Source organism: Kitasatospora cheerisanensis KCTC 2395, from assembly GCF_000696185.1.
GTDB classification, from domain to species: Bacteria; Actinomycetota; Actinomycetes; order Streptomycetales; family Streptomycetaceae; genus Kitasatospora; species Kitasatospora cheerisanensis.
Genome location: NZ_KK853997.1, coordinates 1,838,000 through 1,860,216, shown reverse-complemented (window position 1 = coordinate 1,860,216; position 22,217 = coordinate 1,838,000). Strand labels below are relative to the sequence as shown.

18 protein-coding genes, 1 pseudogene and 1 riboswitch are annotated in these 22,217 nt (G+C 72.5%); of the genes and pseudogenes, 10 read left to right on the top strand and 9 right to left on the bottom strand.

Features of this window, described 5'->3' with window-relative positions; all coding sequences use genetic code 11:
- The 3 genes and pseudogenes from KCH_RS42410 to KCH_RS08360 form a co-directional block, all read right to left on the bottom strand.
- A pseudogene (locus KCH_RS42410) lies at positions 1–1,159 on the bottom strand (hypothetical protein); the annotation flags it as partial.
- 294 nt (positions 1,160–1,453) lie between these two features.
- On the bottom strand, positions 1,454–2,134 hold the full coding sequence (locus tag KCH_RS45925; protein WP_279635846.1) for a TetR/AcrR family transcriptional regulator: 681 nt from the start codon (positions 2,132–2,134) through the stop codon (positions 1,454–1,456).
- Positions 2,135–2,293: 159 nt separating this feature from the next.
- Positions 2,294–2,812 carry an NUDIX hydrolase gene (locus KCH_RS08360; RefSeq protein ID WP_035860820.1) on the bottom strand — a complete coding sequence of 173 codons (519 nt, stop codon included), beginning with the start codon at positions 2,810–2,812 and terminating at the stop codon, positions 2,294–2,296.
- 114 nt (positions 2,813–2,926) lie between these two features.
- On the opposite strand from KCH_RS08360, the gene KCH_RS08355 reads away from it, so the two are divergent.
- On the top strand, positions 2,927–3,259 hold the full coding sequence (locus KCH_RS08355; protein WP_035860817.1) for a hypothetical protein: 333 nt from the start codon (positions 2,927–2,929) through the stop codon (positions 3,257–3,259).
- 74 nt (positions 3,260–3,333) lie between these two features.
- Positions 3,334–4,554, top strand: a complete 1,221-nt coding sequence (locus KCH_RS08350; protein WP_035860814.1) for a serine hydrolase domain-containing protein — start codon at positions 3,334–3,336, stop codon at positions 4,552–4,554.
- A gap of 105 nt (positions 4,555–4,659) precedes the next feature.
- Here KCH_RS08350 and KCH_RS08345 read toward each other — a convergent pair whose 3' ends face one another.
- Together KCH_RS08345 and KCH_RS37080 are read right to left on the bottom strand one after the other, a co-directional pair.
- Positions 4,660–4,986: a nuclear transport factor 2-like protein gene (locus tag KCH_RS08345; protein WP_035860811.1), complete on the bottom strand. Its 327-nt coding sequence runs from the start codon at positions 4,984–4,986 to the stop codon at positions 4,660–4,662.
- 259 nt (positions 4,987–5,245) lie between these two features.
- Positions 5,246–6,184: a terpene synthase family protein gene (locus tag KCH_RS37080; RefSeq protein WP_157031949.1), complete on the bottom strand. Its 939-nt coding sequence runs from the start codon at positions 6,182–6,184 to the stop codon at positions 5,246–5,248.
- 383 nt (positions 6,185–6,567) lie between these two features.
- Between KCH_RS37080 and KCH_RS08335 the strand changes: the two genes are divergently transcribed.
- The 7 genes from KCH_RS08335 (at position 6,568) to KCH_RS08305 (ending at position 17,209) form a co-directional block, all read left to right on the top strand.
- On the top strand, positions 6,568–9,525 hold the full coding sequence (locus KCH_RS08335) for an ATP-binding protein (protein WP_051652883.1): 2,958 nt from the start codon (positions 6,568–6,570) through the stop codon (positions 9,523–9,525).
- A gap of 194 nt (positions 9,526–9,719) precedes the next feature.
- Complete coding sequence (locus KCH_RS08330; protein WP_084223379.1) at positions 9,720–10,790, top strand: aldose epimerase family protein; 1,071 nt, start codon at positions 9,720–9,722, stop codon at positions 10,788–10,790.
- Between the two features lie 310 nt (positions 10,791–11,100).
- On the top strand, positions 11,101–12,384 hold the full coding sequence (locus tag KCH_RS08325; RefSeq protein ID WP_035860809.1) for an extracellular solute-binding protein: 1,284 nt from the start codon (positions 11,101–11,103) through the stop codon (positions 12,382–12,384).
- A 113-nt stretch (positions 12,385–12,497) separates the two neighbouring features.
- Positions 12,498–13,448, top strand: coding sequence for a carbohydrate ABC transporter permease (locus KCH_RS08320; RefSeq protein WP_035860806.1), 951 nt, complete (start codon positions 12,498–12,500; stop codon positions 13,446–13,448).
- Between the two features lie 50 nt (positions 13,449–13,498).
- Positions 13,499–14,398, top strand: a complete 900-nt coding sequence (locus KCH_RS08315; RefSeq protein WP_051653902.1) for a sugar ABC transporter permease — start codon at positions 13,499–13,501, stop codon at positions 14,396–14,398.
- A 41-nt stretch (positions 14,399–14,439) separates the two neighbouring features.
- Positions 14,440–16,161 (top strand): glycoside hydrolase family 13 protein, encoded by a 1,722-nt coding sequence (locus tag KCH_RS08310; RefSeq protein WP_035860803.1) that lies wholly within the window; start codon positions 14,440–14,442, stop codon positions 16,159–16,161.
- 25 nt (positions 16,162–16,186) lie between these two features.
- Positions 16,187–17,209: a LacI family DNA-binding transcriptional regulator gene (locus tag KCH_RS08305; RefSeq protein WP_208865932.1), complete on the top strand. Its 1,023-nt coding sequence runs from the start codon at positions 16,187–16,189 to the stop codon at positions 17,207–17,209.
- Positions 17,210–17,267: 58 nt separating this feature from the next.
- Here KCH_RS08305 and KCH_RS08300 read toward each other — a convergent pair whose 3' ends face one another.
- The 4 genes from KCH_RS08300 to KCH_RS45915 form a co-directional block, all read right to left on the bottom strand.
- On the bottom strand, positions 17,268–19,199 hold the full coding sequence (locus tag KCH_RS08300) for an AMP-dependent synthetase/ligase (protein ID WP_035860797.1): 1,932 nt from the start codon (positions 19,197–19,199) through the stop codon (positions 17,268–17,270).
- 111 nt (positions 19,200–19,310) lie between these two features.
- Positions 19,311–19,511 (bottom strand): hypothetical protein, encoded by a 201-nt coding sequence (locus tag KCH_RS08295; RefSeq protein ID WP_035860795.1) that lies wholly within the window; start codon positions 19,509–19,511, stop codon positions 19,311–19,313.
- Between the two features lie 125 nt (positions 19,512–19,636).
- Positions 19,637–20,326 (bottom strand): NlpC/P60 family protein, encoded by a 690-nt coding sequence (locus KCH_RS45920; RefSeq protein WP_051652882.1) that lies wholly within the window; start codon positions 20,324–20,326, stop codon positions 19,637–19,639.
- Positions 20,251–20,907 (bottom strand): transglycosylase family protein, encoded by a 657-nt coding sequence (locus KCH_RS45915; RefSeq protein WP_279635845.1) that lies wholly within the window; start codon positions 20,905–20,907, stop codon positions 20,251–20,253. Before KCH_RS45915 ends, KCH_RS45920 begins: the two co-directional genes overlap by 76 nt.
- A riboswitch (cyclic di-AMP (ydaO/yuaA leader) is annotated at positions 20,892–21,063 on the bottom strand. Its footprint overlaps the gene before it by 16 nt.
- Positions 21,064–21,443: 380 nt before the next feature.
- Between KCH_RS45915 and KCH_RS45910 the strand changes: the two genes are divergently transcribed.
- The coding region (locus tag KCH_RS45910; protein WP_341865357.1) for a G8 domain-containing protein at positions 21,444–22,217 on the top strand (774 nt) is incomplete at its 3' end.

Below are 22,217 nucleotides of genomic sequence, written 5' to 3'. Positions count from 1 at the left end.
GGTCCGGAACGGCCACCGGCACCGGGGGCGTGGCAGGGGCGGACGGCGCGGACTGCGCCGTCGTGGCCGGGGCGTGGGCGGGCACGGCCCGGCCGACCGGCACCGGGGCCGGAGCCACCGCCACACCGTCCCAGGCGAGTTGGACCGAGCAGAGCAGGTCGGCGAAGACCGAGGTGTAGACGTCCCAGTCCTCGGTGTCCGAGGTGGTCAGCTGGATCGTCAGGACCGTGGCCCCGTCCGGCATCGGCACGAACGCCTCGACCACCGAGCTGAGCACCGTGCCGCCCGCGCGGTCGCCGCGCAGCTCCGTCAGCGCGGGCATCGCCCGGTTCTCCACCAGGACCGCGGCCGGGCCGGCCGGCAGCAGCACCGTCCACACCTCGGAGCTCGGACGCTCGGTGGACAGGTCCACCGCCAGCTCCTGGATCGGCTGCGCGCACGGGACCGTCGACACCACCAGCGAGACCCGCGACCGGCGGCCGTTCAGCAGCAGCGCGGCGACACCCGCGTAGGAGACGTTCGCGGCGGCGAACTGCTCCGCCAGCAGGGCCGCGACCACGGCGAAGTCGTTGCGCTCGGCCGGGGCGCAGCCGGAGAACAACTCCTCGGCGGTCTCGGCGAGATGGGCCGAGAGGGCATTGCCCGAACCACGCACCGTCAGGGTGTGGAAGGCCGGCGGGACCACCAGCCGCGCCTCGACGCCGGAACCCGTCGACAGCTCGTCCGGGGCGACGGTGGCACGGGGCTCGGCCAGCGCCGCGAGAGCCTGGGTGAAGCCGGCGAGAGGTCCGCTGTCCACCGGGGTCGGCTCGACGTGCAGCCGCAGCGCGGAGGCTGACGGGGCGTCGGACAGGCCGAGGGCGGACGCCGCGAAGCGCTGCGTCAGCACCGGGACGGCCTCGCGGCCGGCGTTGGCGTTCGGGCGGCGGACGCCGGAGACCTCGATCACCGTGCCCAGCTTCGGCACGGAGAGCAGGCCCGGGCCGATCTGGCTGATCCGCAGACCGAACAGGGCCTTGGCGGCCGGGTGCTGGGGCCGGCGGAACGCGGTGAGCGCGTCGACGGGGTAGTGGGTGGCGCGGCTGCCGAGAAGTGCGGCGCACGCCGCGTCCAGCGTGGCCGTGATCCGGTCTGCGGCGGCGAAGCCGTCCTGCGTCATTCGCCGAGCCCCCTCGTTCTCGGGTGTGGACAGTTCAGCCACTTTTTATCAGACGTGGACGACGCAGGAAGAAGGGTTGGACGGGGGCGGGTGGTTGGTGGGGCTGGTGGTGCGGGCGTGGTGGGGGAATGCCTGCGGCGCGGGAGGTGGGGGGAGGGGTGGAGGCGGCGAAGGGTGAAGGGGCGTCTGGGCAGGTGTGGTTGGTGGGGCAGGCAGTGCGGAGGGGGTTGGGGGCCCGGTGCCGCTGGAGGGCGTGGGAAGGAGGGCAGGGCGGTGCGTGCGGGGTGAGGGTGGTCAGGGGGTGGGTGGGGTGGCGAGGCGGAGGAGGGAGTCGGTGAGGGCGGGGGTGGCGAGGGTGGCGGTGAGGTCGCGGACCAGGCGGGCGGTGGGGCCGTCGGGGCGTTCGGTGGCGAAGAACTCGGCGAGGAGGGCGGCGAGTTCGGGGTCGCGGGTGGCGGCGACGGCGAGCGCGGCGACGAGTTCCTGGACCAGGTGGAGTTGCAGGGTCTCGGCGGGGACGGACCTGTCGGCGAGCCAGTCGAGGGAGCTGATCTCCGCGTTGGCGATCCAGGCGCGGACGGTGCGGCGCAGCGTGGGGCTGGGGTCGGGGAGGCCGAGGTGGCGGAGGATCTGCTCCTGGGCGGCGCGCCGGACCTGGTCGATGACGGCGTCGGCGTCGGGGCTGGCGGCGACCGAGCCGCCGCGCAGCAGGGCGGTGAACCCGGCGGCGTGGGACTGGACGAAGTCCAGGTAGCGGCCCATGACGCGGAACAGGCGCTCGGAGAGCGGCCCGTCGGCGGTCTCCTCGAAGCGTCCGGCGAGTTCCCGGCCGGCCCGGCGGAGGGCCTCCTCGTAGAGGGCCTGCTTGCCCGGGAAGTAGTGGTAGACCAGCGGGCGGGAGGCCCCGGCGGCGGCCGCGATGTCGTCGATGGAGACGTCCTCGGGAGCCCGGTCCGAGAACAGTTCGAGGGCCACCGCGATGAGTTGTTCGCGGCGTTCGTCGACGGTGAGCCGCCGCCGGGGGTGCGGGCGGGCTGCTGTTCCTCCGCGCGGGGCGCCACGGACGGCGTACGGGAAGCCATGCGGACCACCCTAGTTCGTCGGGGTGGCGCGGGACAGCGCGGACGATGGCGGTCAGCCGGTGGCGCGCTGCTCCAGGTAGCGCCGCCAGGCCTCCCGGCCGTCCGGGACGAACTCCCAGGTGGCGAGGCGCTCGGCGAGTTCGTCCTCGGTGAGCCAGTCGTACCAGGCGACCTCCTCGGCCTGCGGGGCGACCGGGCCGTCCCACTCGGCCTCGTGGACGTCGGACCACCAGCTGAACCGGTCGCCGTCGGTGTAGCGGAAGCGGAACAGCGGGCGGGTGCGGATGCCGGTGACGCCGAGCTCCTCCTCGGCCTCGCGGACGGCGGCTTCCCGGTATCTCTCGCCGGCGCCGACCACGCCGCCGACGAAGCAGTCGTGGGCGCCGGGGGCGAACGCCTTGGTGTCGGTGCGGCGGTGGGTGAAGATCCGGCCCTGCGGGTCGCGGACCAGGATGAAGACGCAGCGGTGCAGCAGGCCGTCGCGGTAGACCTCGGAGCGGGGCGCGGTGCGCAGCACGCGGTCCTGGTCGTCGACCACGTCGACGAGTTCGTCCAGCGGGGGAGTGTCCATGCCGCCATTCTGGCCCGGCGCGGGGGCCGGGATCACCCGAAAGAGTTGGTATACGGAACGGTGCGGCCGGGAAGGTCAGGGACGAACCGTCAGTTCCCGTTCTCCGGAGGAGCATTGAAGAGCAGCGCCGCCGTCCTGTCCCTCGCCGCCGCCCTGTTCGGGCTGGGTGCCGCGCTGCCGGCCGCGGCCGTGCCCGCGCCGGCCTCCGTCCGCTCGGGGCTGGACTGCTCGACCTGGATCCACAACAACGACCCGCTGACCGGCGGGGTCGACTGCACCAACAACACCGACGCCCCGATCACCTTCCACGCCGACATCGTCTGCGGCCTCGCGCCGGACGTCTCGGGCAGTTCGGTGACGGCCCAGCCCGGCGAGACGCAGGAGTCGTCCGGCCACTGCGCCATCTACTCCTCCGGCATCGGCCACATCGGGTGGACGGTGGAGTAGCGCCCGGGAAGCCGCGAGTCCGCCGGGCACGGGCCCCGCCGCAGGTCGCGGAAGGCGGTGTCTATGGTGGGTGGGTGGAGATCCAGGGATTCACGGCGGACGGATTCGAGCCGGTCAGGGCGGCTTTCGCGGGCAACTTCCGGGAGTACGGGGAGTTGGGCGCGGCGTTCGCGCTGTACCTGGACGGCCGGAAGGTGGTCGACCTGTGGGGCGGTGACGCCCGGCCGGAGGTGGGCGCCGGGCTCGCGCCCGCGGTGGCGTGGGAGGCCGGCACCGCGCAGGTGCTGCGGTCGGTCACCAAGGGGCTGACGGCGTCCGCCGCGCTGCTGCTCGCGCAGCGCGGGCTGCTCGACCTGGACGCCCCGGTGGCCGCGTACTGGCCGGAGTTCAAGCAGGCCGGCAAGGAGCGGATCCCGGTGCGCTGGCTGCTGTCGCACCAGGCCGGACTGCCCGCGCTGGACGTGCCGCTGCGGATCGAGGACGTGCTGGCGTGGGATCCGGCCGCGGCGGCCGTCGCCGCGCAAGCCCCGTCCTGGGAGCCGGGCACCGCGCACGGCTACCACCCGCTGACCTTCGGCTGGTTGGTCGGCGAGGTGGTGCGCCGGGCCGGCGGCCGCAGCGTCGGGCGGTACTTCGCGGAGGAGATCGCCGCCCCGCTCGGCCTGGACCTGTGGATCGGGCTGCCCGCCGCCGAGTCCGGCCGGGTCGGCCGGCTGGTCGACCTGCCCGCGCCGGAGGCGGCCAAGGCCGGCCCGGGCGGGATGCGGATGCGCCCCAAGCAGTCGGTGCTGGACGCCTACCGGGATCCGCTGTCGCTTACCTCCCGTGCCTTCGGCTCGGTGCGCAGCAGCGTGGACCTGAACGACCCGGCGGTGCGGGCCGTCGAGGTGCCGGGCGCGGGCGGCATCGGCACCGCCCGTTCGCTGGCCCGGTTCTACGCCGCGCTGATCGGCGCCGCCGACCGGGCGGACGCGCCCGGGCAGCGGCTGCCCGCGCTGTTCGAGCCGGCCACCCTGGCCGAGGCGGCCGGTCCGTCGGTGCACGGCCCGGACCGGGTGCTGATCGTCAACACCACGTTCGGCCAGGGCTTCTTCCGGCACGGCGGCACCTCGCCGATGGCGTCCCCGGCGAGCTTCGGGCACCCGGGCCGGGGCGGCTCGCTGGGCTTCGCCGACCCCGAGCTGGGCATCGGCTTCGGTTACGTCACCAACGGCATGCAGCCGGGCGTCACCGGGGACATCCGCTCGCGGGCGCTGATCGCGGCCGTCCGGCAGTGCCTGGCCGACCGCGGCTGACCGGCGCCCGACCCGTGACCGGCGGCCGGTCGGAGAGCGGTCGACCACCAGCCGGCGGGCGGTCGGCGAGCGATGGCCGACCCCCGGCGAGCGGTTGACGGCGGGTCAGGCCTGGCCGGTCTCGAAGCGGCTGACCCGGCCGTCCGGGGCGACGGTGAAGCGCCAGGCGGTGCGCATCTCGCCCCAGGTGTCGTTGCGGTAGTCGGCGACCACGGCGCGCCCGCCGGACTTCTCGGTCTGCACCTCGATGTGCCCGTGCGAGGAGAAGATCTCCCGGTCCACCCAGTCCGCCAGGTCGCGCTCCGAGCCGTCGTCGGACATCGTGGCGTCGTCGGTGAGGGCGGCGAAGAAGGCGTCCCGGTCGCCGGAGTTGACGGCGCCGAGCAGGCGGCGCACGGCCGGGTCGGAGAGTTTGTCGACGGCGATGGTCATGCTGGTTCGCTCCTTGACGGTGGGTCGGCGGCGGCCGGGCGGCCGCGGTGGGCCGACTGCTCCGACGTGACCACGCGGGACCGCGGCGCGCCAGCGGTCCTGGGCCGGTCGGAGCCGGTGCGCCACCGCCCCGGGCACGCTTCGGCCCCGGGCGCGTGGCGCGGACCGGGGCCGGCGGAACGGTGTGGTGTGATGGCCGGATGGGCGGATCGCGCCGCGGGTCGGGGAGGCGGGCGGCTGCCGGACCGTCAGGAGGCCGTCACCACAGCTGCTCCCACCACCAGGCGATCTCGGGGTAGGGCGGCGGCGTGAGCCGGCCGTCTGCCGGGCGCTCGGCGCGCTCGGCGGTCGGAATCACGCCGGGGGTGCGCTCGGTGTAGCGGGCGGAGGTGAATCCCCACTCCAGGTTCCCGCTCACCAGGTTGGACAACTGCTGGATGTAGCGCCGCAGTTCGGGCCCCGACCGGCGGGATGTGCGGTCCGCGAGGCGGAGGAAGAGGCACATCGTGCGGTCGTGCAGGGCGGCGGTCTCCAGCAGGGCCTGTTCTCGCTCGCAGCCGAGATGTCGCTGCAGGGTGTCGACGATGTTGCTCTCCAGCGCCCCGTGGCTGTCCTCGCGTTTGTACGAGTAGACGTCGGCGGAGACCAGCACCAGGAACTTGGCGGCCTCGGTGAGCGCGTGCACCCGCGGCGAGTCCAGTTGGGACTGCGGGACGGCGGTGCGCTCGCACACCTCGATGATCTCGATGCAGGACCGGCTGCCGCGGTCCAGCGGCCCTATCGTCAGGTACTCGGACAGCGACATCGCCCGGCCCTCGGCGCGGAACGCGGTGATGGTGGCGGCGCCCATGAAGGACTCCAACTGGCTGTCCGCCCACCGCTTCACGGCGACCGCGGGGGCCCAGTCACGGGCCCGGCGGAACACGTCGCGCACCGATGCGACGTAGATGTCCGACTCTTCCGGATGGGAATCCGCCGAATTGATAACCGCGAGTAGCGTGGCTGCTATCGTGAGTACACGGGAGGGGTCCCGGCTGAGCCGGCCGGTGTCCCACTCGTCGTCCAGCGTGAGCATGCTGCACAGCCACTGCGAGACCAGCTCCAACCCCGTGATGCCTTCGGCGTCCTTGGCGATCCGGCAGACGAACTCGTGTGCACCGATGGCCAGGAGGCGGCGGCGGCGCTCCGCGTCCCCCATGAATCCCATCGAATCGAGCCAGAGTTCGGTGCTTTTGCCGACTGCCTCGTGACCGGGGTGCAGGGTCGACGGAATGGGGCAGAAGAGCGGGGGTATGGCGGCCAACGTGTCTCCAGAGCGGCCTGGCGGCCTGTGTGCTGGTATGTCGAGTCTTCGGGCTCGGGCCCGGCGTCGGTCTTCCCCCACAAAGATCGAATACACCCGTGGACCCGGAAGAATTACCCTAACGGGTCGTCAGATGACGTCGCCTTTAAGACTTTTGCCCCTGACCAGGCGATCTAATCCAGGCCCGGGGCCACGGCCTGCGTGAACGCCGCCCGCGCGGCCCGCGACGGCGCTATGGTCGGGAACTGAGTGCGGGAAGGCGAGTCGGAGGGACGGACGTGGCCGAAAAGCAGAGCGGGCCGCAGGAAGAGGCGGCGCCCGGCGGAAGTGCTTCCGCCCAGCGGCTGTGGGAGCGGGACAGCGAACTCCACTCCGCCGAACAGGCCGTGGACAAGCTGTGCCGCGAGTTCGCCGCGGGCGGCACCAAGATCGGGGAACTGCTGCTGTTCGCCGGCCCGGCCGGCATGGGCAAGACCACCATGCTCGAACAGGTCCGCCGGATCGCCGGCGCCCGCAAGGACTCCACCGTGCTGTTCGCGCGCGGCAGCGAGCGGCAGAAGCGCGAACCGTTCCGCGTGCTGCGCCAGTTGCTGCTCCCGGTGCTCGGCGGCCTCGGCCCGGACGAGCGCACCGAGGTGTTCGGCAACTGGTACAACATCGTCGCGCCGGCCGTCGGCCTGGCCCCGCCGTCCGACGAGGTCGAGCGGCTCGACCCGCAGGGCGTGCACGACGGCCTGGACTTCGTCATCACCCAACTCGCGCCCCGGCGCGCCCCGTTGGTCGTGGTGATCGACGACCTGCACGTGGCCGACCAGGAGTCGCTGGCCTGGCTCTCCTCGTTCGCGGTACGCGCCCGCGAGCTGCCGGTGCTGCTGGTCTTCGCCTACCGCCACGAATTCGACGAGGAAGCCCGCCCGTTCGTCCAGCAGATCGAGGAACGCGCCGAGCGGCGGCACGAGTTGATGCCGCTCAACCCGCTGTCGATCGCCGAGATCGTGCACTGCGAGTTCGCCGACGCCGACGACGCGTTCTGCCGCCAGGTGTGGGCCGTCACCGCCGGAGCGCCGTTCGACACCGTCGCGCTGCTGCGCGAGGTGCGCGACCAGAAGCTCGAACCGATCGAGGAGAACTCGCCCCGGCTGCGCGACCTCGCCGCGGCCGCCCGCGGCCAGGGCCGCGACTACTGGCTCGACAAGCTCGGCCCGACGGTCATTCAGTTCGCCTGGGCCGCCGCCCTGCTGGGCACCGAGATCAGCGAGGAACTGGCCGCCGCGATCTGCACCCAGGGCCCGGCGCAGGCCGCCCAGTCGGTCCGCGAACTGCGCCGCCTGCGCGTCCTCACCAGCCAGCCCAACGGCAAGCTGGAGTTCGTCCACCCGCTGATCGCCACCTCCATCTACCAGTCCATCCCGGCCGCCACCCGCACCGGCATGCACGGCATCGCCGCCAGCGCGATCGAGGACCGCGGCGGCTCGCTGCTCAGCGCCTTCCGCCACCTGCTGGAGACCCACCCCGGCGAGGGCGACGACAACATGGTCCGCAAGCTGCGCCGGGCCGCCGCCGAGAACCTCGCCATCGGCGCCCCCGACGCCGCCCGCCGCTGTCTGGAACGCGCCCTGGCCGAGCCGCCGGACATCGACGACCGCGCCGAGGTGCTGTACGAACTCGGCTGCGCCGCCCTGCTCACCGACCCCGAGTCGACCGCCAACCAGCTGCGCCGCGCCCTCGACATCGAGGACGGCCTCAGCCCGGACCTGCGGGTCGAGGCGGTGTTCCGGCTCTCCGAGGTGATCGCCCACGGCGGCGACCTGAACGGGGCCGCCGCGCTGTGCCTCGCCGAGTCCGAGCGCACCCCCGAGGGCCTCGGCCGGGTCCGGCTGCTGACCGCCCACCTGCTGTACACCGCCCTCCAACGCGACGAGGACAACGGCCCCGGCCGGGCCCGCCAGGTCGCCGAACTCGTTGCCCAGGTCGAGGAGGAGAGCGAGGCCTCCCGCCCGGTGCGCGCCCTGCACGCCTGGGACCTCACCCTCAAGGGCGGCCCCAGCAGCGAGGCGCTGCGCGCCGCCGAGGACGCCCTGGTCAACGGCCGGCTGGCGCGCAGCCTCGGCTGGACCAACACCACCTGGAACTTCGAACTGCCCGCGCTGCTCGGCCTGTGCTTCGCCTACAACGACGAACTCGCCCGCGCCGAGAAGCTGTTCAGCTCCGCCATCCTGGAGTTCGAGATCGCCGGGCGGAGCGGCGCGCACCGCGGCTTCGCCTACTTCCTGATGGGCTTCGCCCGGCTGCGGCGCGGATTCCTGCCGGAGGCCGAGGACTTCCTGCGCCGCGGCCTGCGGATCGCCGACCGGATGGGCACCGGGCTGCCGCTGCAGTGGAACCTGGTCGGCTCGCTGATCGACACCCTGCTGGCCCGCGGCCGCGACCGGGAGGCCTGGGAGATCGCGCAGAAGTACCGGTTCTCGCCGCCGTACCACCAGACCGCGCTGGTGCTGCCGGACGTCGCCACCATCTACGGCAAGCTGCTGATCTCCCGCGGCGACTACGACATGGCCGTGGAGGTGCTCGCGGAGACCGGCATGCGGCTGGACAAGCGCGGCTGGCGCTCGACCGTGCACGCCCCGTGGGCCGGCTACCTGGCCGTCGCGATGGCGCACCGGGACCTGCCGTCGGCCCGGAAGAACGGCGACGACGCGGTCGCCCGGGCCCGGGAGTCCGGTTCGCCCTCGGCGATCGGCTCCGCGCTGCGGCTGGCCGCCAGCGTCTGGGAGGGCATGCACGCCGTCGAACTGCTCCAGGAGGCCGTCACCTGGCTGGGCCGCTCCCCGGCCAGTTACGAGCACGCGCACGCGCTGGTCGACCTCGGTGCGGCGCTGGTCCAGGTCGGCCGCAGCCTGGAGGCGGCGGAACACCTCTACCAGGGCATGGAGTTGGCGAAGCACTGCGGCGCCGACGGGCTGGAGATCCGGGCCCGCAACGTGCTCGCCTCGTCCGGCCTGCAGCCCAGCCGGGCGCTGGTGCCCGCCAAGGTGACGCTCAATCAGCAGGAGCTGGAGGTCGCCGAACTGGCCGTGCAGGCGCTGCCGCCGCAGCGGATCGCCGAACGGCTGAAGCTGCCCGTCTCGGTGGTCAAGCAGCGGCTGGCCGCCGTCCACCGCAAGCTCGGCACCGGCCCGGAGGGACTCGCCGACGCCCTCGGACTGCCCACCGACGGCCCTGGGCTGCCGGACTGACGGACCGCCGGACGCCCCGGCGCGCGGGGCGGGTCACCGCCCCGCCCGCCGGGGCGGGCTACGCTGGCCAGGGCCCTCTTCCGGATCTTGCCGGGCGCGCGACGCCGGATCATCCCGGTCGGACGCTCCGGCCGAACATCCACGTACGGAGAGGGCCCAGTCGAAAAGGGTGATCACGAATCGAGGAGCAGCCCATGACCGCGCCGGCCCAGCCCACCGAGGTGGAGCGCGCACCCTACGACCTCTCCGGGGCCGGCATGGGTCTGGAGCGCTGGACGCTGCGCTCCGACCGGATCGAGGCCACCGTCATCACGCTGGGCGCGGCCCTGCACACCCTGACCGCGCCCGACCGGGCCGGCCGGCCCGCGCAGGTGCTGCTGACCAGCGAGGACGTCGGCACCCTGCTGGGCCCGGCCAAGCACTACGGGGTCACCGTCGGCCGGTACGCGAACCGGATCGCCGGCAGCCGGATCACCCTGGACGGCGAGGACTTCCCGCTGCTGCCCACCGGCCACGGCGTCACCCTGCACGGCGGCCCCGACTCGTTCTCGCACCGGGTCTGGGAGGCCGAGGAGATCCCCGGCGGGGTGCGGATGCACCTGCACTCCCCGGACGGTGACCAGGGCTTTCCGGGCGCGCTGGACGTCTGGACGGACTTCACGCTGAGCGGCGCCGAGCTGACCATCGCCTACCGGGCCGTCACCACCCGCCCTACCGTGGTCAACCTCACCAACCACGCCTACTTCAACCTGGCCGGCGAGGGCCGCGGCGACGTGCTCGGCCACCTGCTGACCATCGACGCGGACGCCTTCACGCCGGTCGACGAGCAGCAGATCCCGTACGGCCCGTACGAGCCGGTGGCGGGCACCGCGTTCGACTTCCGCACGGCCCGGCCGATCGGCGAGGGCCTCGCCGAGGGGCACCCGCAGCTGAAACTTTCGCGCGGTTACGACCACAACTGGGTGCTGCGCGAGCGCCCGGCGGACGGTCCGCCGGTGCGGGCGGCGCTGCTCGCCGACCCGGGCAGCGGGCGCACCCTGGAGGTGCTGACCACCGAGCCGGGCATGCAGGTGTACACGGCGAACGGCTTCGACGGCAGCGTCACCGGCCCGTCGGGGACGGCGTACGGCCCGTTCGCGGGCGTCGCGCTGGAGACCCAGCACCACCCGGATTCGCCGCACCGGCCGGAGTACCCGTCGACCGAGCTGCGGCCGGGCCGGGAGTTCCGGTCCAGCACGGTGCTGCGGCTGGGCGTCGACGGCTGACGGGACGCGTTCGAAGGGCCCCGGGAGCGACCGCTCCCGGGGCCCTTCTGCCTGCTCGGAGGGGGTGGGACTGCAAGGAGTTTCCGCAAGGCCACGGATGGTCAAGACGCGCGGCGGCAACTCTAAGGACACGTCGGCGTAACGATCGCCCGCAACTTGCAGAAACTTGCTGCAAGGACTTTCAGTCGCGCTCGTCCCGCTGTTACGTTCCTGGTCAAGCCCGACGGCCTGCAACGGCGCAGTCGGCTGGGACAGCCATTATGCGCCGTCCTCCACCATCTCGGGCACCCCCACCTTTCTAGGAGTTTCCATGCGGCGTGGCATCGCGGCCTCCGCTCTCGTTGCGGCTCTTGCGGTCACCATGGCGGCCTGCAGCAGCAGCGGCTCCGGCTCGGACGCCAAGGGCGACGGCGGACCGGTCACCATCACCTACTGGGACACCTCGAACGCCACCAACGAGGCGCCGAACTACCAGGAGCTGGTCAAGAAGTTCGAGGCCGCGAACTCGAACATCAAGGTCAAGTTCGAGAACGTGCCGTTCGACCAGGCGCAGAACAAGCTCCAGACCGCGATGGGCGCCAAGGGCGCGCCGGACGTCTTCCGCTCCGAGGTCGGCTGGACCTCCGCCTTCGCCAAGGCCGGCTACCTGGAGCCGCTGGACGGCACCCCGGCGCTGACCGACGCGTCCGTCTTCCAGCCGTCGCTGATCCAGCAGGCCAAGTACTCGGGCAAGACCTACGGCGTTCCGCTGGTCACCGACACCCTCGCCCTGATGTACAACAAGGAGCTCTTCGCCAAGGCCGGCATCACCGCCGCGCCCACCACCTGGGACGAGCTGAAGGCCGACGCCGCGCTGCTGAAGGACAAGGCGGGCGTGGACGGCTTCTGGCTGAAGGCCGCCGACGGCTACTACGCCATGCCGTTCCTGTACGGCGAGGGCACCAACATGGTGGACGCCCCGGGCAAGAAGATCACCGTCAACTCGGCGGACGCGGTCAAGGCGATCGAGACCTACAAGTCGATGTTCACCGCCCCCGGCACCGTGAAGGCCGACGTCACCACCGACGCCTACGCGCACATGATGGACGCCTTCAACAGCGGCAAGGTCGCGGCGATCATCCAGGGCCCGTGGGAGGTCACCAACGTCTACAAGGGCGCCGCCTTCGCCGACAAGAAGAACCTCGGCATCGCGGCCGTCCCGAAGGGCGCCTCCGGCAAGGGCGGCGCCCCGACCGGCGGTCACAACGTCTCGGTCTACGCCGGCTCCGACGCCGCCCACAAGGCCGCCGCGGAGAAGCTGGCCGCGTTCCTGACCTCCGCCGAGAGCCAGACCTTCCTCGCGCTGAAGAACGGCACCCTGCCCACCCGCAGCGACGCCTACACCGCCGAAGTCAAGGCCAACCCGGGCATCGCCGACTTCCAGGCGATCCTGCCCTCCGCCCAGCCGCGTCCCGAACTGCCCGAGTACGCCTCGCTGTTCGGCTCCTTCGGCACCAACCTGGGCAAGATCGTCCAGGGCCAGTCCGAGACCAAGGCCGGCCTGGACGCCACCGCCACCGACTACGCGAAGCTCCTGCCGGACTTCAGCAAGTAAGTCGGAACCAGCTCGCCCGGCCCACACCTGACGGTGGGCCGGGCGCGCCCCGTCAGACCCACAGCAGAAGTCGCCGAGGCAGGCGGCGGACCTCCCGGAGAAGGTGTCAACCCATGGCAGTTGCGGTCGTTCAGCGCATAAAGCTGTCGTACTCGAAGTACTGGTACGCGTACGCGATGATCGCGCCGGTCGTGGTCGTCCTCGGTGTGCTGGTCGGCTACCCGCTGGTCCGCGGCTTCTACTTGACCCTGACCAACGCCACCAGCCTCAACGTCGGCCGGCAGATCGGCGTCAACCACATCCCCGACAGCTTCGACTTCGTCGGGCTGGACAACTACGCGGACGTGCTGTGGGGGCCGACCGCGTACGACCGCTTCTGGTCGCACTTCATCTGGACCGTCATCTGGACCGCGATCTGCGTGCTCCTGCACTACAGCATCGGCCTGGGCCTGGCGATGCTGCTGAACCGCAAGATGCGCGGCCGCAGCCTGTACCGGCTGGTGCTGATCCTGCCGTGGGCGGTGCCGACCTTCGTCACCGTGTTCTCCTGGCGGCTGATGCTCGCCGACGGCGGCGCCGTCAACGGCCTGCTGTCGATGCTGCACCTGCCCGAACCCGGCTGGCTGTCCGACCCGTTGGCGCAGAAGTGCGCCGCGATCCTGGTCAACACCTGGGTCGGCGTGCCGTTCATGATGATCTCGCTGCTCGGCGGCCTCCAGTCCATCCCGGCCGAGCTGTACGAGGCCGCCGAGATGGACGGCGCCAGCGCCTGGCAGCGATTCCGCTACGTCACCCTGCCGGGCCTGCGGACCGTCTCCTCCACCGTCGTCCTGCTCGGCGTGATCTGGACCTTCAACCAGTTCGCCGTCATCTTCCTGCTGTTCGGCTCCGGCGCCCCCGACGCGCAGATCCTGGTCACCTGGGCCTACCGCCTCGGCTTCGGCCAGCAGCCCGCGGACTACGCGCAGTCCGCGACCTACGGAATCCTGCTGCTCTCCATCCTGATCGTCTTCACCACCTTCTACCGCCGCTGGCTGGCCCGGAACGAGAAGGCCAACGGATGAGCACCGCGGCCGAGTTGAACCCCAAGGACCACGACCAGGCAGGTAGCCCCATGACTCTCACCGCCGACCGCCCCGCCACCGACGCGAAGCCCGCCGGACGACCCGCCAAGGTCCGGGCCCGCGGCGAGTCCTCGACGTGGGCGACCGTGCTCTCGCACGGCACGCTGCTCTTCGCCAGCCTGATCGCCCTGTTCCCGGTGCTGTACATCGCGTACATCTCGCTCGGGCCGGACGACATGGACTACCTGCACCCGGCGAAGATCATGGACAAGGCCACCTTCGCCAACTACGGCCGGGTGCTGGGCGAAACCGACTTCCTCAGCTGGTTCGGCAATTCGGCGATCGTGGCCGGCGGCACCACCCTGATCGGCGTGCTGATCGCCGCCTCCACCGGCTACGCGGTCTCCCGGATGCGCTTCGCCGGCCACCGCCAGCTGATGTGGACGCTGCTGGTCACCCAGATGTTCCCGATCGCGGTGCTGATCGTGCCGATGTACTACATCCTGTCCAACCTGCAGATGCTGGACAGCTACACCGGCCTGATCCTGGTCTACTCCGCCACCACCGTGCCGTACTGCGCGTGGCTGCTGAAGGGCTACTTCGACACCATTCCGGTCGAGATCGACGAGGCCGGCCGGGTCGACGGGCTCTCCCCGTTCGGCACCTTCTGGCGGCTGATCCTGCCGCTGGCCCGCCCGGGCCTGGCGGTCGCCGCGTTCTACTCCTTCCTCACCGCGTGGGGCGAGGTCGCCTACGCCTCCACCTTCATGCTGTCGTCCAGCAAGTACACCCTGGCGGTCGGCCTGAACTCGTTCGTCAGCGAGCACGACCACCAGTGGCAGCTGATGGCCGCCACCTCGGTGCTCATCGCCATCCCCGCCGCGGTCGTCTTCTACCTGGTGCAGCGCCACCTGGTGACCGGCCTGACGGCCGGCGCGGCGAAGTCCTGAACCTCCGTCACCTTCCACAGCACCCAAGGGATGACTGTCCAATGACCCAGAACCTGGCCGACGCCTCCCGGTCCGCCGCCGTTCCCGCCGCTCGGACGACTGCTGCGAACACCGGGGCCTCCAGAGGCGGCTGGTGGCGGGACGCGGTCATCTACCAGGTGTACCCGCGCAGCTTCGCCGACGGCAACGGGGACGGCATGGGCGACCTGCCCGGCATCCGCAGCCGCCTGCCCTACCTGCGCGACCTGGGCGTGGACGCGGTCTGGCTGTCGCCGTTCTACGCCTCCCCGCAGGCCGACGCCGGCTACGACGTCGCCGACTACCGCGCCGTCGACCCGATGTTCGGCACCCTGCTGGACGCCGACGGCCTGATCCGCGACGCCCACGACCTGGGCCTGCGGATCATCGTCGACCTGGTCCCCAACCACTCCTCCGACCAGCACGAGTGGTTCCAGCGCGCGCTGCGGGAGGGCCCCGGCTCCCCGCTGCGCGAGCGCTACCACTTCCGGCCCGGCAAGGGCGAGAACGGCGAACTCCCGCCCAACGACTGGGAGTCCATCTTCGGCGGCCCGGCCTGGACGCGCAGCACGAACCCCGACGGCACCCCCGGCGACTGGTACCTGCACCTGTTCGCCCCGGAGCAGCCCGACTTCAACTGGGACAGCCCCGCCGTCGCCGACGAGTTCCGCTCCATCCTGCGGTTCTGGCTCGACATGGGCGTCGACGGCTTCCGGATCGACGTCGCCCACGGCCTGGTCAAGGCCCCCGGCCTGCCCGACCTCGGCAGCCACGACCAGCTGAAGCTGCTCGGCAACGACGTCATGCCGTTCTTCGACCAGGACGGCGTGCACGCCATCTACCGCAGCTGGCGCGAGATCCTGGAGGAGTACCCCGGCGACCGGATCGGCGTCGCCGAGGCCTGGACCCCGACCGTCCAGCGCACCGCCAACTACGTCCGCCCCGACGAGCTGCACCAGGCGTTCAACTTCCAGTACCTGGGCACCGACTGGGACGCCGGCAAGCTGCGCGAGGTGATCGACCTCTCGCTCGACTCGATGCGGCCGGTCGACGCCCCCACCACCTGGGTGCTGTCCAACCACGACGTCACCCGGCACGCCACCCGGTTCGCCAACCCGCCCGGCCTCGGCACCCAGATCCGCACCGCCGGCGACCGCGAACTCGGCCTGCGCCGGGCCCGCGCCGCCACCCTGCTGATGCTCGCGCTGCCCGGCTCCGCGTACATCTACCAGGGCGAGGAGCTCGGCCTGCCCGACGTCACCGACCTGCCCGACGAGGTCCGGCAGGACCCGTCGTTCTTCCGGCAGGCCGGCCAGGACGGCTACCGCGACGGCTGCCGGGTGCCGATCCCGTGGTCCGGCACCGAGGCCCCGTACGGCTTCGGCCCGGTGGCCGGCGGCCCCAGCTGGCTGCCGCAGCCCGCGAGTTGGGCCGGGCTGTCGGTGGAGGTCCAGACCGGCGACCCGACCTCCACGCTGGAGCTGTACCGCTCCGCGCTGGCCGTCCGCCGCGCGCAGCCCGCGCTCGGCGCCGGCACCGAGGTCGAGTGGCTGGCCGCCCCCGAGGGCGTGCTGACGTTCCGCCGGGACGCCGCCGAGGGCTCGTTCGTGTGCACGGTGAACACCACCGGGGAGAGCGTCGCCGTCCCCGCCCCGGGCCGGCTGCTGCTGTCCTCCGCGCCCGTCGCGGCGGAGTCCGGGACGGTCGAACTCCCCGCGGACAGCACCGCGTGGTGGGCGGTCTGAGGTGGTTGCAATAGGCTCTGGGATCGTGACTACGGCGCGACTCTCCGACATCGCGGCGCAGGCGGGGGTCAGCGAAGCCACCGTCAGCCGCGTACTCAACGGCAAGGCGGGCGTCTCCGCGACGACCCGCCAGACGGTGCTGGCCGCGCTGGACGTGCTCGGCTACGAGCGGCCCACCCGGCTGCGCCAGCGCAGCGCCGGGCTGATCGGCCTGATCACCCCGGAGCTCAGCAACCCGATCTTCCCCGCGCTCGCCCAGGTGATCGAGCAGGTGCTCAGCCGGCACGGCTTCACGCCGGTGCTGTGCACCCAGACCCCCGGCGGCTCCACCGAGGACGAACTCGTGGAGATGCTGGTGGAACGCGGCGTGGCCGGCATCGTGTTCGTCTCCGGACTGCACGCCGACACCACCGCCGACCACGACCGGTACGCCAAACTCTCCGGCCGCCAGGTCCCGTTCGTGCTGATCAACGGCTACAGCGAGAAGATCGCCGCGCCGTTCATCTCCCCGGACGACCGGGCCGCGATGTGGATGGCCGTCCAGCACCTGGTCGAACTCGGCCACGAGAAGATCGGGCTGGCGGTCGGTCAGAAGCGGTTCGTCCCCGTGCTGCGCAAGATCGAGGGCTTCACCGCCGCGCTCCAGCAGCTCACCGGGCGCACCGCCGAGGAGGCCGCCGACCTGATCCACCACACCCTGTTCAGCGTGGAGGGCGGCCACGCCGCCGCCCAGGCGCTGCTCGACAAGGGCTGCACGGCGATCGTCTGCGGCTCCGACATGATGGCGCTCGGCGCGATCCGCGCGGTGCGCCGCCGGGGCCTGTCGGTGCCGCAGGACGTCTCGGTGGTCGGCTTCGACGACTCGCCGCTGATAGCGTTCACCGAACCGCCGCTGACCACCGTCCGCCAGCCGGTCGAGGCGATGGCCACCGCCGCCGTCGACGCCCTGCTGGAGGAGGTCGGCGGAAACCCGGCGCAGCGCTCCGAGTTCATGTTCCAGCCGGAACTGGTGATGCGCGGCTCGACCGGCTCCGGCCCGCGCAACTGACCCGTCCGGTACGCGACCCGCGGCCCCCGCTCGCACGGAGCGGGGGCCGCGGGCGCGTTCAGCCGAAGAGCTGCTCGATGTCCCGCCGGTAGGCGGTGCCGACGGCCTGCCGGCGGACCTTCAGCGACGGGGTGAGCAGGCCCCGCTCCTCGGTGAAGTCGCCGGACACCACCCGCACCCGACGGATCGACTCGGCCCGCGAGACGGTCGAGTTGACGGCCCGCACCGCCTCGGCGAGCGCGGCGGCCACGGTGTGGTGCAGCGGGATCGCGCTGCTCACCTCCGGGGCCGCCGCACCGGTCGCCGCACCGCCGCCGGCCGGCGGGCGCTCCTGCAGGAAGCGCTCCACCGCCTCCGGGTCCAGGGTCAGCAGGGCGCCCACGTACGGGCGGCCGTTGCCGACCACCAGGCACTGGCTGATCAGCGGATGCGCGCGCAGCCGGTCCTCCAGCGGGCCGGGGGAGACGTTCTTGCCGCCGGAGGTCACCAGGATCTCCTTCTTGCGGCCGGTGATGGTCAGGTAGCCGTCCTCGTCCAGCCGGCCCAGGTCCCCGGTGGCGAACCACTGCTGCCGGGCGGGCCGGTCGCCCCCCAACTCGTAGTAGCCGTCGAAGAGCTGACTGCCGCTCAGGAACACCTCGCCGTCCTCGGCGACCCGCACCGCGCTGCCCGGCACCGGCGGCCCGACGGTGCCCGGCCGGGGCCGCAGCGGCGGGTTCACGGTGGACGGGCCGGTGGTCTCGGTCAGCCCGTAGCCCTCGTACACCAGCACGCCCGCGCCCGCGTAGAACAGCAGCAGCTCCGGGTCGATCGAGGAGCCGCCGCTGATCGCGTACCGGATCCGGCCGCCCATCGCCTGCCGCACCCGGCGGTACACCAGGGCGTCGTACAGGCCGTGCGCGAGCCGCAGCGACAGCGGCGCGGGCCGGCCCTCCCCGGCCAGCGCGGCGAGTTCGGCGCGGGCGTAGCGCACCGCGACCCCGGCGGCCCGGTCGAAGACCCGCGCCGCGCCCTTGGCCTGCGCCTCGGCCCGGCCCAACTGGTGGATCTTCTCGAACAGGTAGGGCACGCCGACCAGGAAGGTGGCGCCGAACGCGGCCAGGTCGGGCCGGAGTTCGTCGGGCTTCAGGGACGGGCTGTGGCCGATCCGGATCCGGCCGTACACGCAGGTCACCTGGATCATCCGGCCCAGCACGTGGGCCAGCGGCAGGAACAGCAGGGTGGACGGCTCCTCGCCGGTCGCCGCGGTGAACACCGGCTCCAGCATGGCGTGGCAGTTGGCCGCCTCGGTGAGGAAGTTGGCGTGGGTCAGCAGGCAGCCCTTGGGGCGGCCGGTGGTGCCGGAGGTGTAGATCAGGGTGGCCTCGCTGTCCGGGCCGAGCGCCTCCCGGCGCCGCGTCAGCTCGGCGTCGGGGACGGCCCGTCCGAGCTCGCCGAGGGCGGTGACGGCGTCCTCGTCCAGCCGCCACAGCGGCACCGCGCCGCCGGCCCGGGCGATCGCCACGGTCAGCACCTCGGCGGTGGCGGCGTCCTCCGCGACGGCCAGCACCGCGCCGGAGTCCCGGACGATCCACTCGGCCTGCTCGATCGAGGAGGTCGGGTACACCGGCACCACGGACGCGCCGGCCGCCCAGGCCGCGAAGTCCAGCAGCGTCCACTCGTAGCGGGTGCGCGACATCAGCAGGATCCGCCCGCCGGGCCGTACCCCGGCCGCGACCAGCCCGCGGGCCGCGGCCGCGACCTGGTCGGCGAACTGCCGGGCCGTCACGTGCTGCCAGCCGCCGTCCGGCCCGCGCCGGGTCAGCACCTCGGCGTCCGGCGCCTCCCGGGCGTTGCGGAACGGCAGGTCGGCGAGGCTGCCCGCGTCCGGCGGCGGGACGAGGTGGGGGGTGCGGGCCTCGACGACCCGGCCGCCGGAGCGCAGGACTTCGACGGGTGCGCGGTCGCGCAGGTGTTCGGCGCGGGCGGCACGGGCGAGGGGGTGTGCCATGAGCGAACTCCCTTGGGGGGTGGTGGGGTTCGCCCAGGGTAGGGACTCGACCGCGAACTTACTAGACGGTAAGTTCCTTGCGGGTAACAGAGATTGGCCGAGCCCTTCGACTCAGCCCTCCTCGACGGACGGCGCCGGGCCGGCGAAGCGCTCGCCCTCCCGGCTCCCGCCGGTCCGCGCCTCGGTGCGCCGCCCGGTGGCCAGGAAGTCCCGCACCACCAGCTCCACCGCGTCCTGCGGGCTGCTCACTCCCAGACGCATCATCACCTCCAGCGCGAGGTCCGCCTCCAGAGTGATCGTCACCTTCGCCATCGCCACGCTCCCCGGTCTCGACACGGCTTCCGGCCGAGGATAGGCCGCTGCCCCCGGAGCCGACCAGGGTCTCCGGGGGCAGCGGCGCTCACGGACCGGCGTCCGTCACCGTGCGGGACGCGGGATCAGACGCGACCGGCGAAGTCCGGCGCCCAGTTGGCGACGGTCATGGTGCGCACGCCCGCGCTCGGGTTGGCGGCCTCGACGTACTTGCCGTCGCCGACGTACAGCGCGACGTGGTAGACGCCCGAGTTGGCGCCGTTGTTCGACCAGAACAGCAGGTCGCCCGGCTGCAGGCTGTCCAGCGAGACGCGGGTCGCGTAGTCGGCCTGGTCGGCCGCGACGCGCGGCAGGCTGATGCCGGCCTGGCGGAACGCCGCCTGGGTCAGGCCCGAGCAGTCCCAGCCGCCGTTGCCGGTGCCGCCGTAGATGTACGCCTGGCCGACCTTCGACAGCGCGAAGTCGATCGCGGCGGCCTTCGAACCGGTCGCCTTGGCGGCGGCGGTGGTGGTCGTGGCGCTCTTGGCGGCGGTGCTGCTCGGCTTGGCCGCGGCGGTGCTGCTGCCGGTGCCGGAGGACTTGCCGGTGGAGCGGTCGGCCTTCCAGTTCGAGCCCTTGGACGAGGACTTGGCGGCCGGGGCCGACTGCTGGGCCGGGGCCTCGGCGACCGCGACGTTGCCGAGCGCGAGCTGCTGGCCCGGGTAGATCATGTCCGGGCCCTCGGTCAGCACGTTGCGGTTCAGCTCGTACAGCTTCTCCCAGCCGCCCTCGACGTGCTGGCGCTGCGCGATGGCGGACAGCCAGTCGCCCGCCACCACGGTGTAGCTGCCGGCGGCCCGGGTGGCCGCGGTGGGGGCGCTCTGCTCGGTGTGGCGGCGGGTCTGGCCCTGGTCCTGGCGGTTCTGCTGCTGGGTCTGGGCCTGCGGCTGAGCGGCTTCCTGCGCGGGCTTGGCGGCGGGGTGCTCGGCTTCGCGGCGGGGGTGCTCGTGGAGGTGTCGACCTGCGGGGCGGCGCCGCCCTTGGTCAGGCCGGCCTGGATCGAGCACACCGGCCAGGCGCCGGGGCCCTGCGAGGCCAGCACCTTCTCGGCGACGGAGATCTGCTGGTCCTTGGTGGCGAGGTCGGCGCGCGCGGCGTACGCGGTGCCGCCGAACTCGGCCCAGGTGGAGGCGGTGAACTGCAGGCCGCCGTAGAAGCCGTTGCCGGTGTTGATCGCCCAGTTGCCGCTGGACTCGCACTGGGCGACCTTGTCCCAGGTGGCCACCGAGGCGGCGGAGGCGGTGCCGGCGGCCAGGCAGGGGATCGAGAGGCCGATGCCCACGACACCGGTGGTCGCGATCAGACGACGGGCGCGCTTGGCGCTGATGGGCAGCATGAAGATGCGTTCCTCTCCCACGCCTGCGAGGTGAGCTGTCGGATTCGGGCCGGAGTTGCCCGGCCGCGCACGCCTCTCGGCGCGCACGGCTTCACCCCAAGCCCCGGACCGGTCCGTGGACCTGCCCAGGGCGACTTACCTGGTTCCCCCGCCCCTGCCGCGGTGCGTTTCGCATGAGCCGGCCCACCCGGCGGCAGGACTCGGCGTTCCGGGAGAGCTGGGTCCGTGTGTCCACGAACGTGGGCAGGAGATTAAGCGGATTTAAGGAGGATTCGCAAATGCCTGTGACGGGCATCACCAGCTGCGAATAACGCGATCAAGGAATTCCGGACGAACTCCGCTGCGAATGGCGAGAACTGGGCGGCCGTCAGGCAATCGGCGATCTTGTGTCCGTTTTAGGGTGTTATGCAAGGCGGTGAGGGAATATTCGCCTTGGTGGGTATTTGATCTCGGACTTCGAGGCCGGTTTGCGGGTGAATGTCCCGTTCTGCTCCGGGCGTTGGGCGCGCACCACCGGCGGACACCGAATTCCATTCCGCGCCTGACGCTACGTCATAATGCTTAACCCGCACGGAAGTCGCGTAATTCCGTTCCGGCCGCCGCCTATGCTGCCCCCGACGATTCGGAGTCCCTGCGCGCGTTCGGGAGGCGGCCATCGTGGAGCACTGGGAGAACGGGCGGCACCGGCGGCCGTCGGTCGGACGGCGGCGGATGCTGACCTGGCTGGCGGTCGGAACGGTGACCGCGGTCGGCGGGGGAGTGGTGCTGCGCCAGTCGCTCGCCGGAGCGGCGGAGGAAGCCGCCCCGCCACCGCCCGGCGACGGCGCGACGGGCCATCAGCACCCCCGCGCCGTCCCCGCCGCGTCCGGCCCGCAGCCGACCCCGCCCCGCCGCCGGTCGACGACAACGGACGCAAGTGGTCGGACGCCAAGGGCTGGGGCGGCAAGCCCCCCGGCCCGGGCAGCGCCGTGCGGATCACCGACAAGGTGGTGCTGGACACCGACGCCCGGATCGGCTCGCTGCTGATCGACACCGGCGGCTCGCTGGTCTTCGCCAAGGACAGGTCGCTCACCCTGGAGAGCGGCGGCAACGTCGAAGTCCGCGGCACCCTCGCCCTCGCCCCCGACCAGGCGCACACCCACACCCTGCGCTTCCCCGACATCGACGAACGCCGCTTCCGGGGCGGCGGGACGACCGTCGTCGACAGCGACACCGGCCTGTGGGTCACCGGCCAGGGCTACCTCCGGCTCGACGGCGCACCCCGCACCGCCTGGGTGCGGGCCGCCGCCGACCTCAAGGCCGGCGACACCACGCTGCGCCTCGCCGCCGCC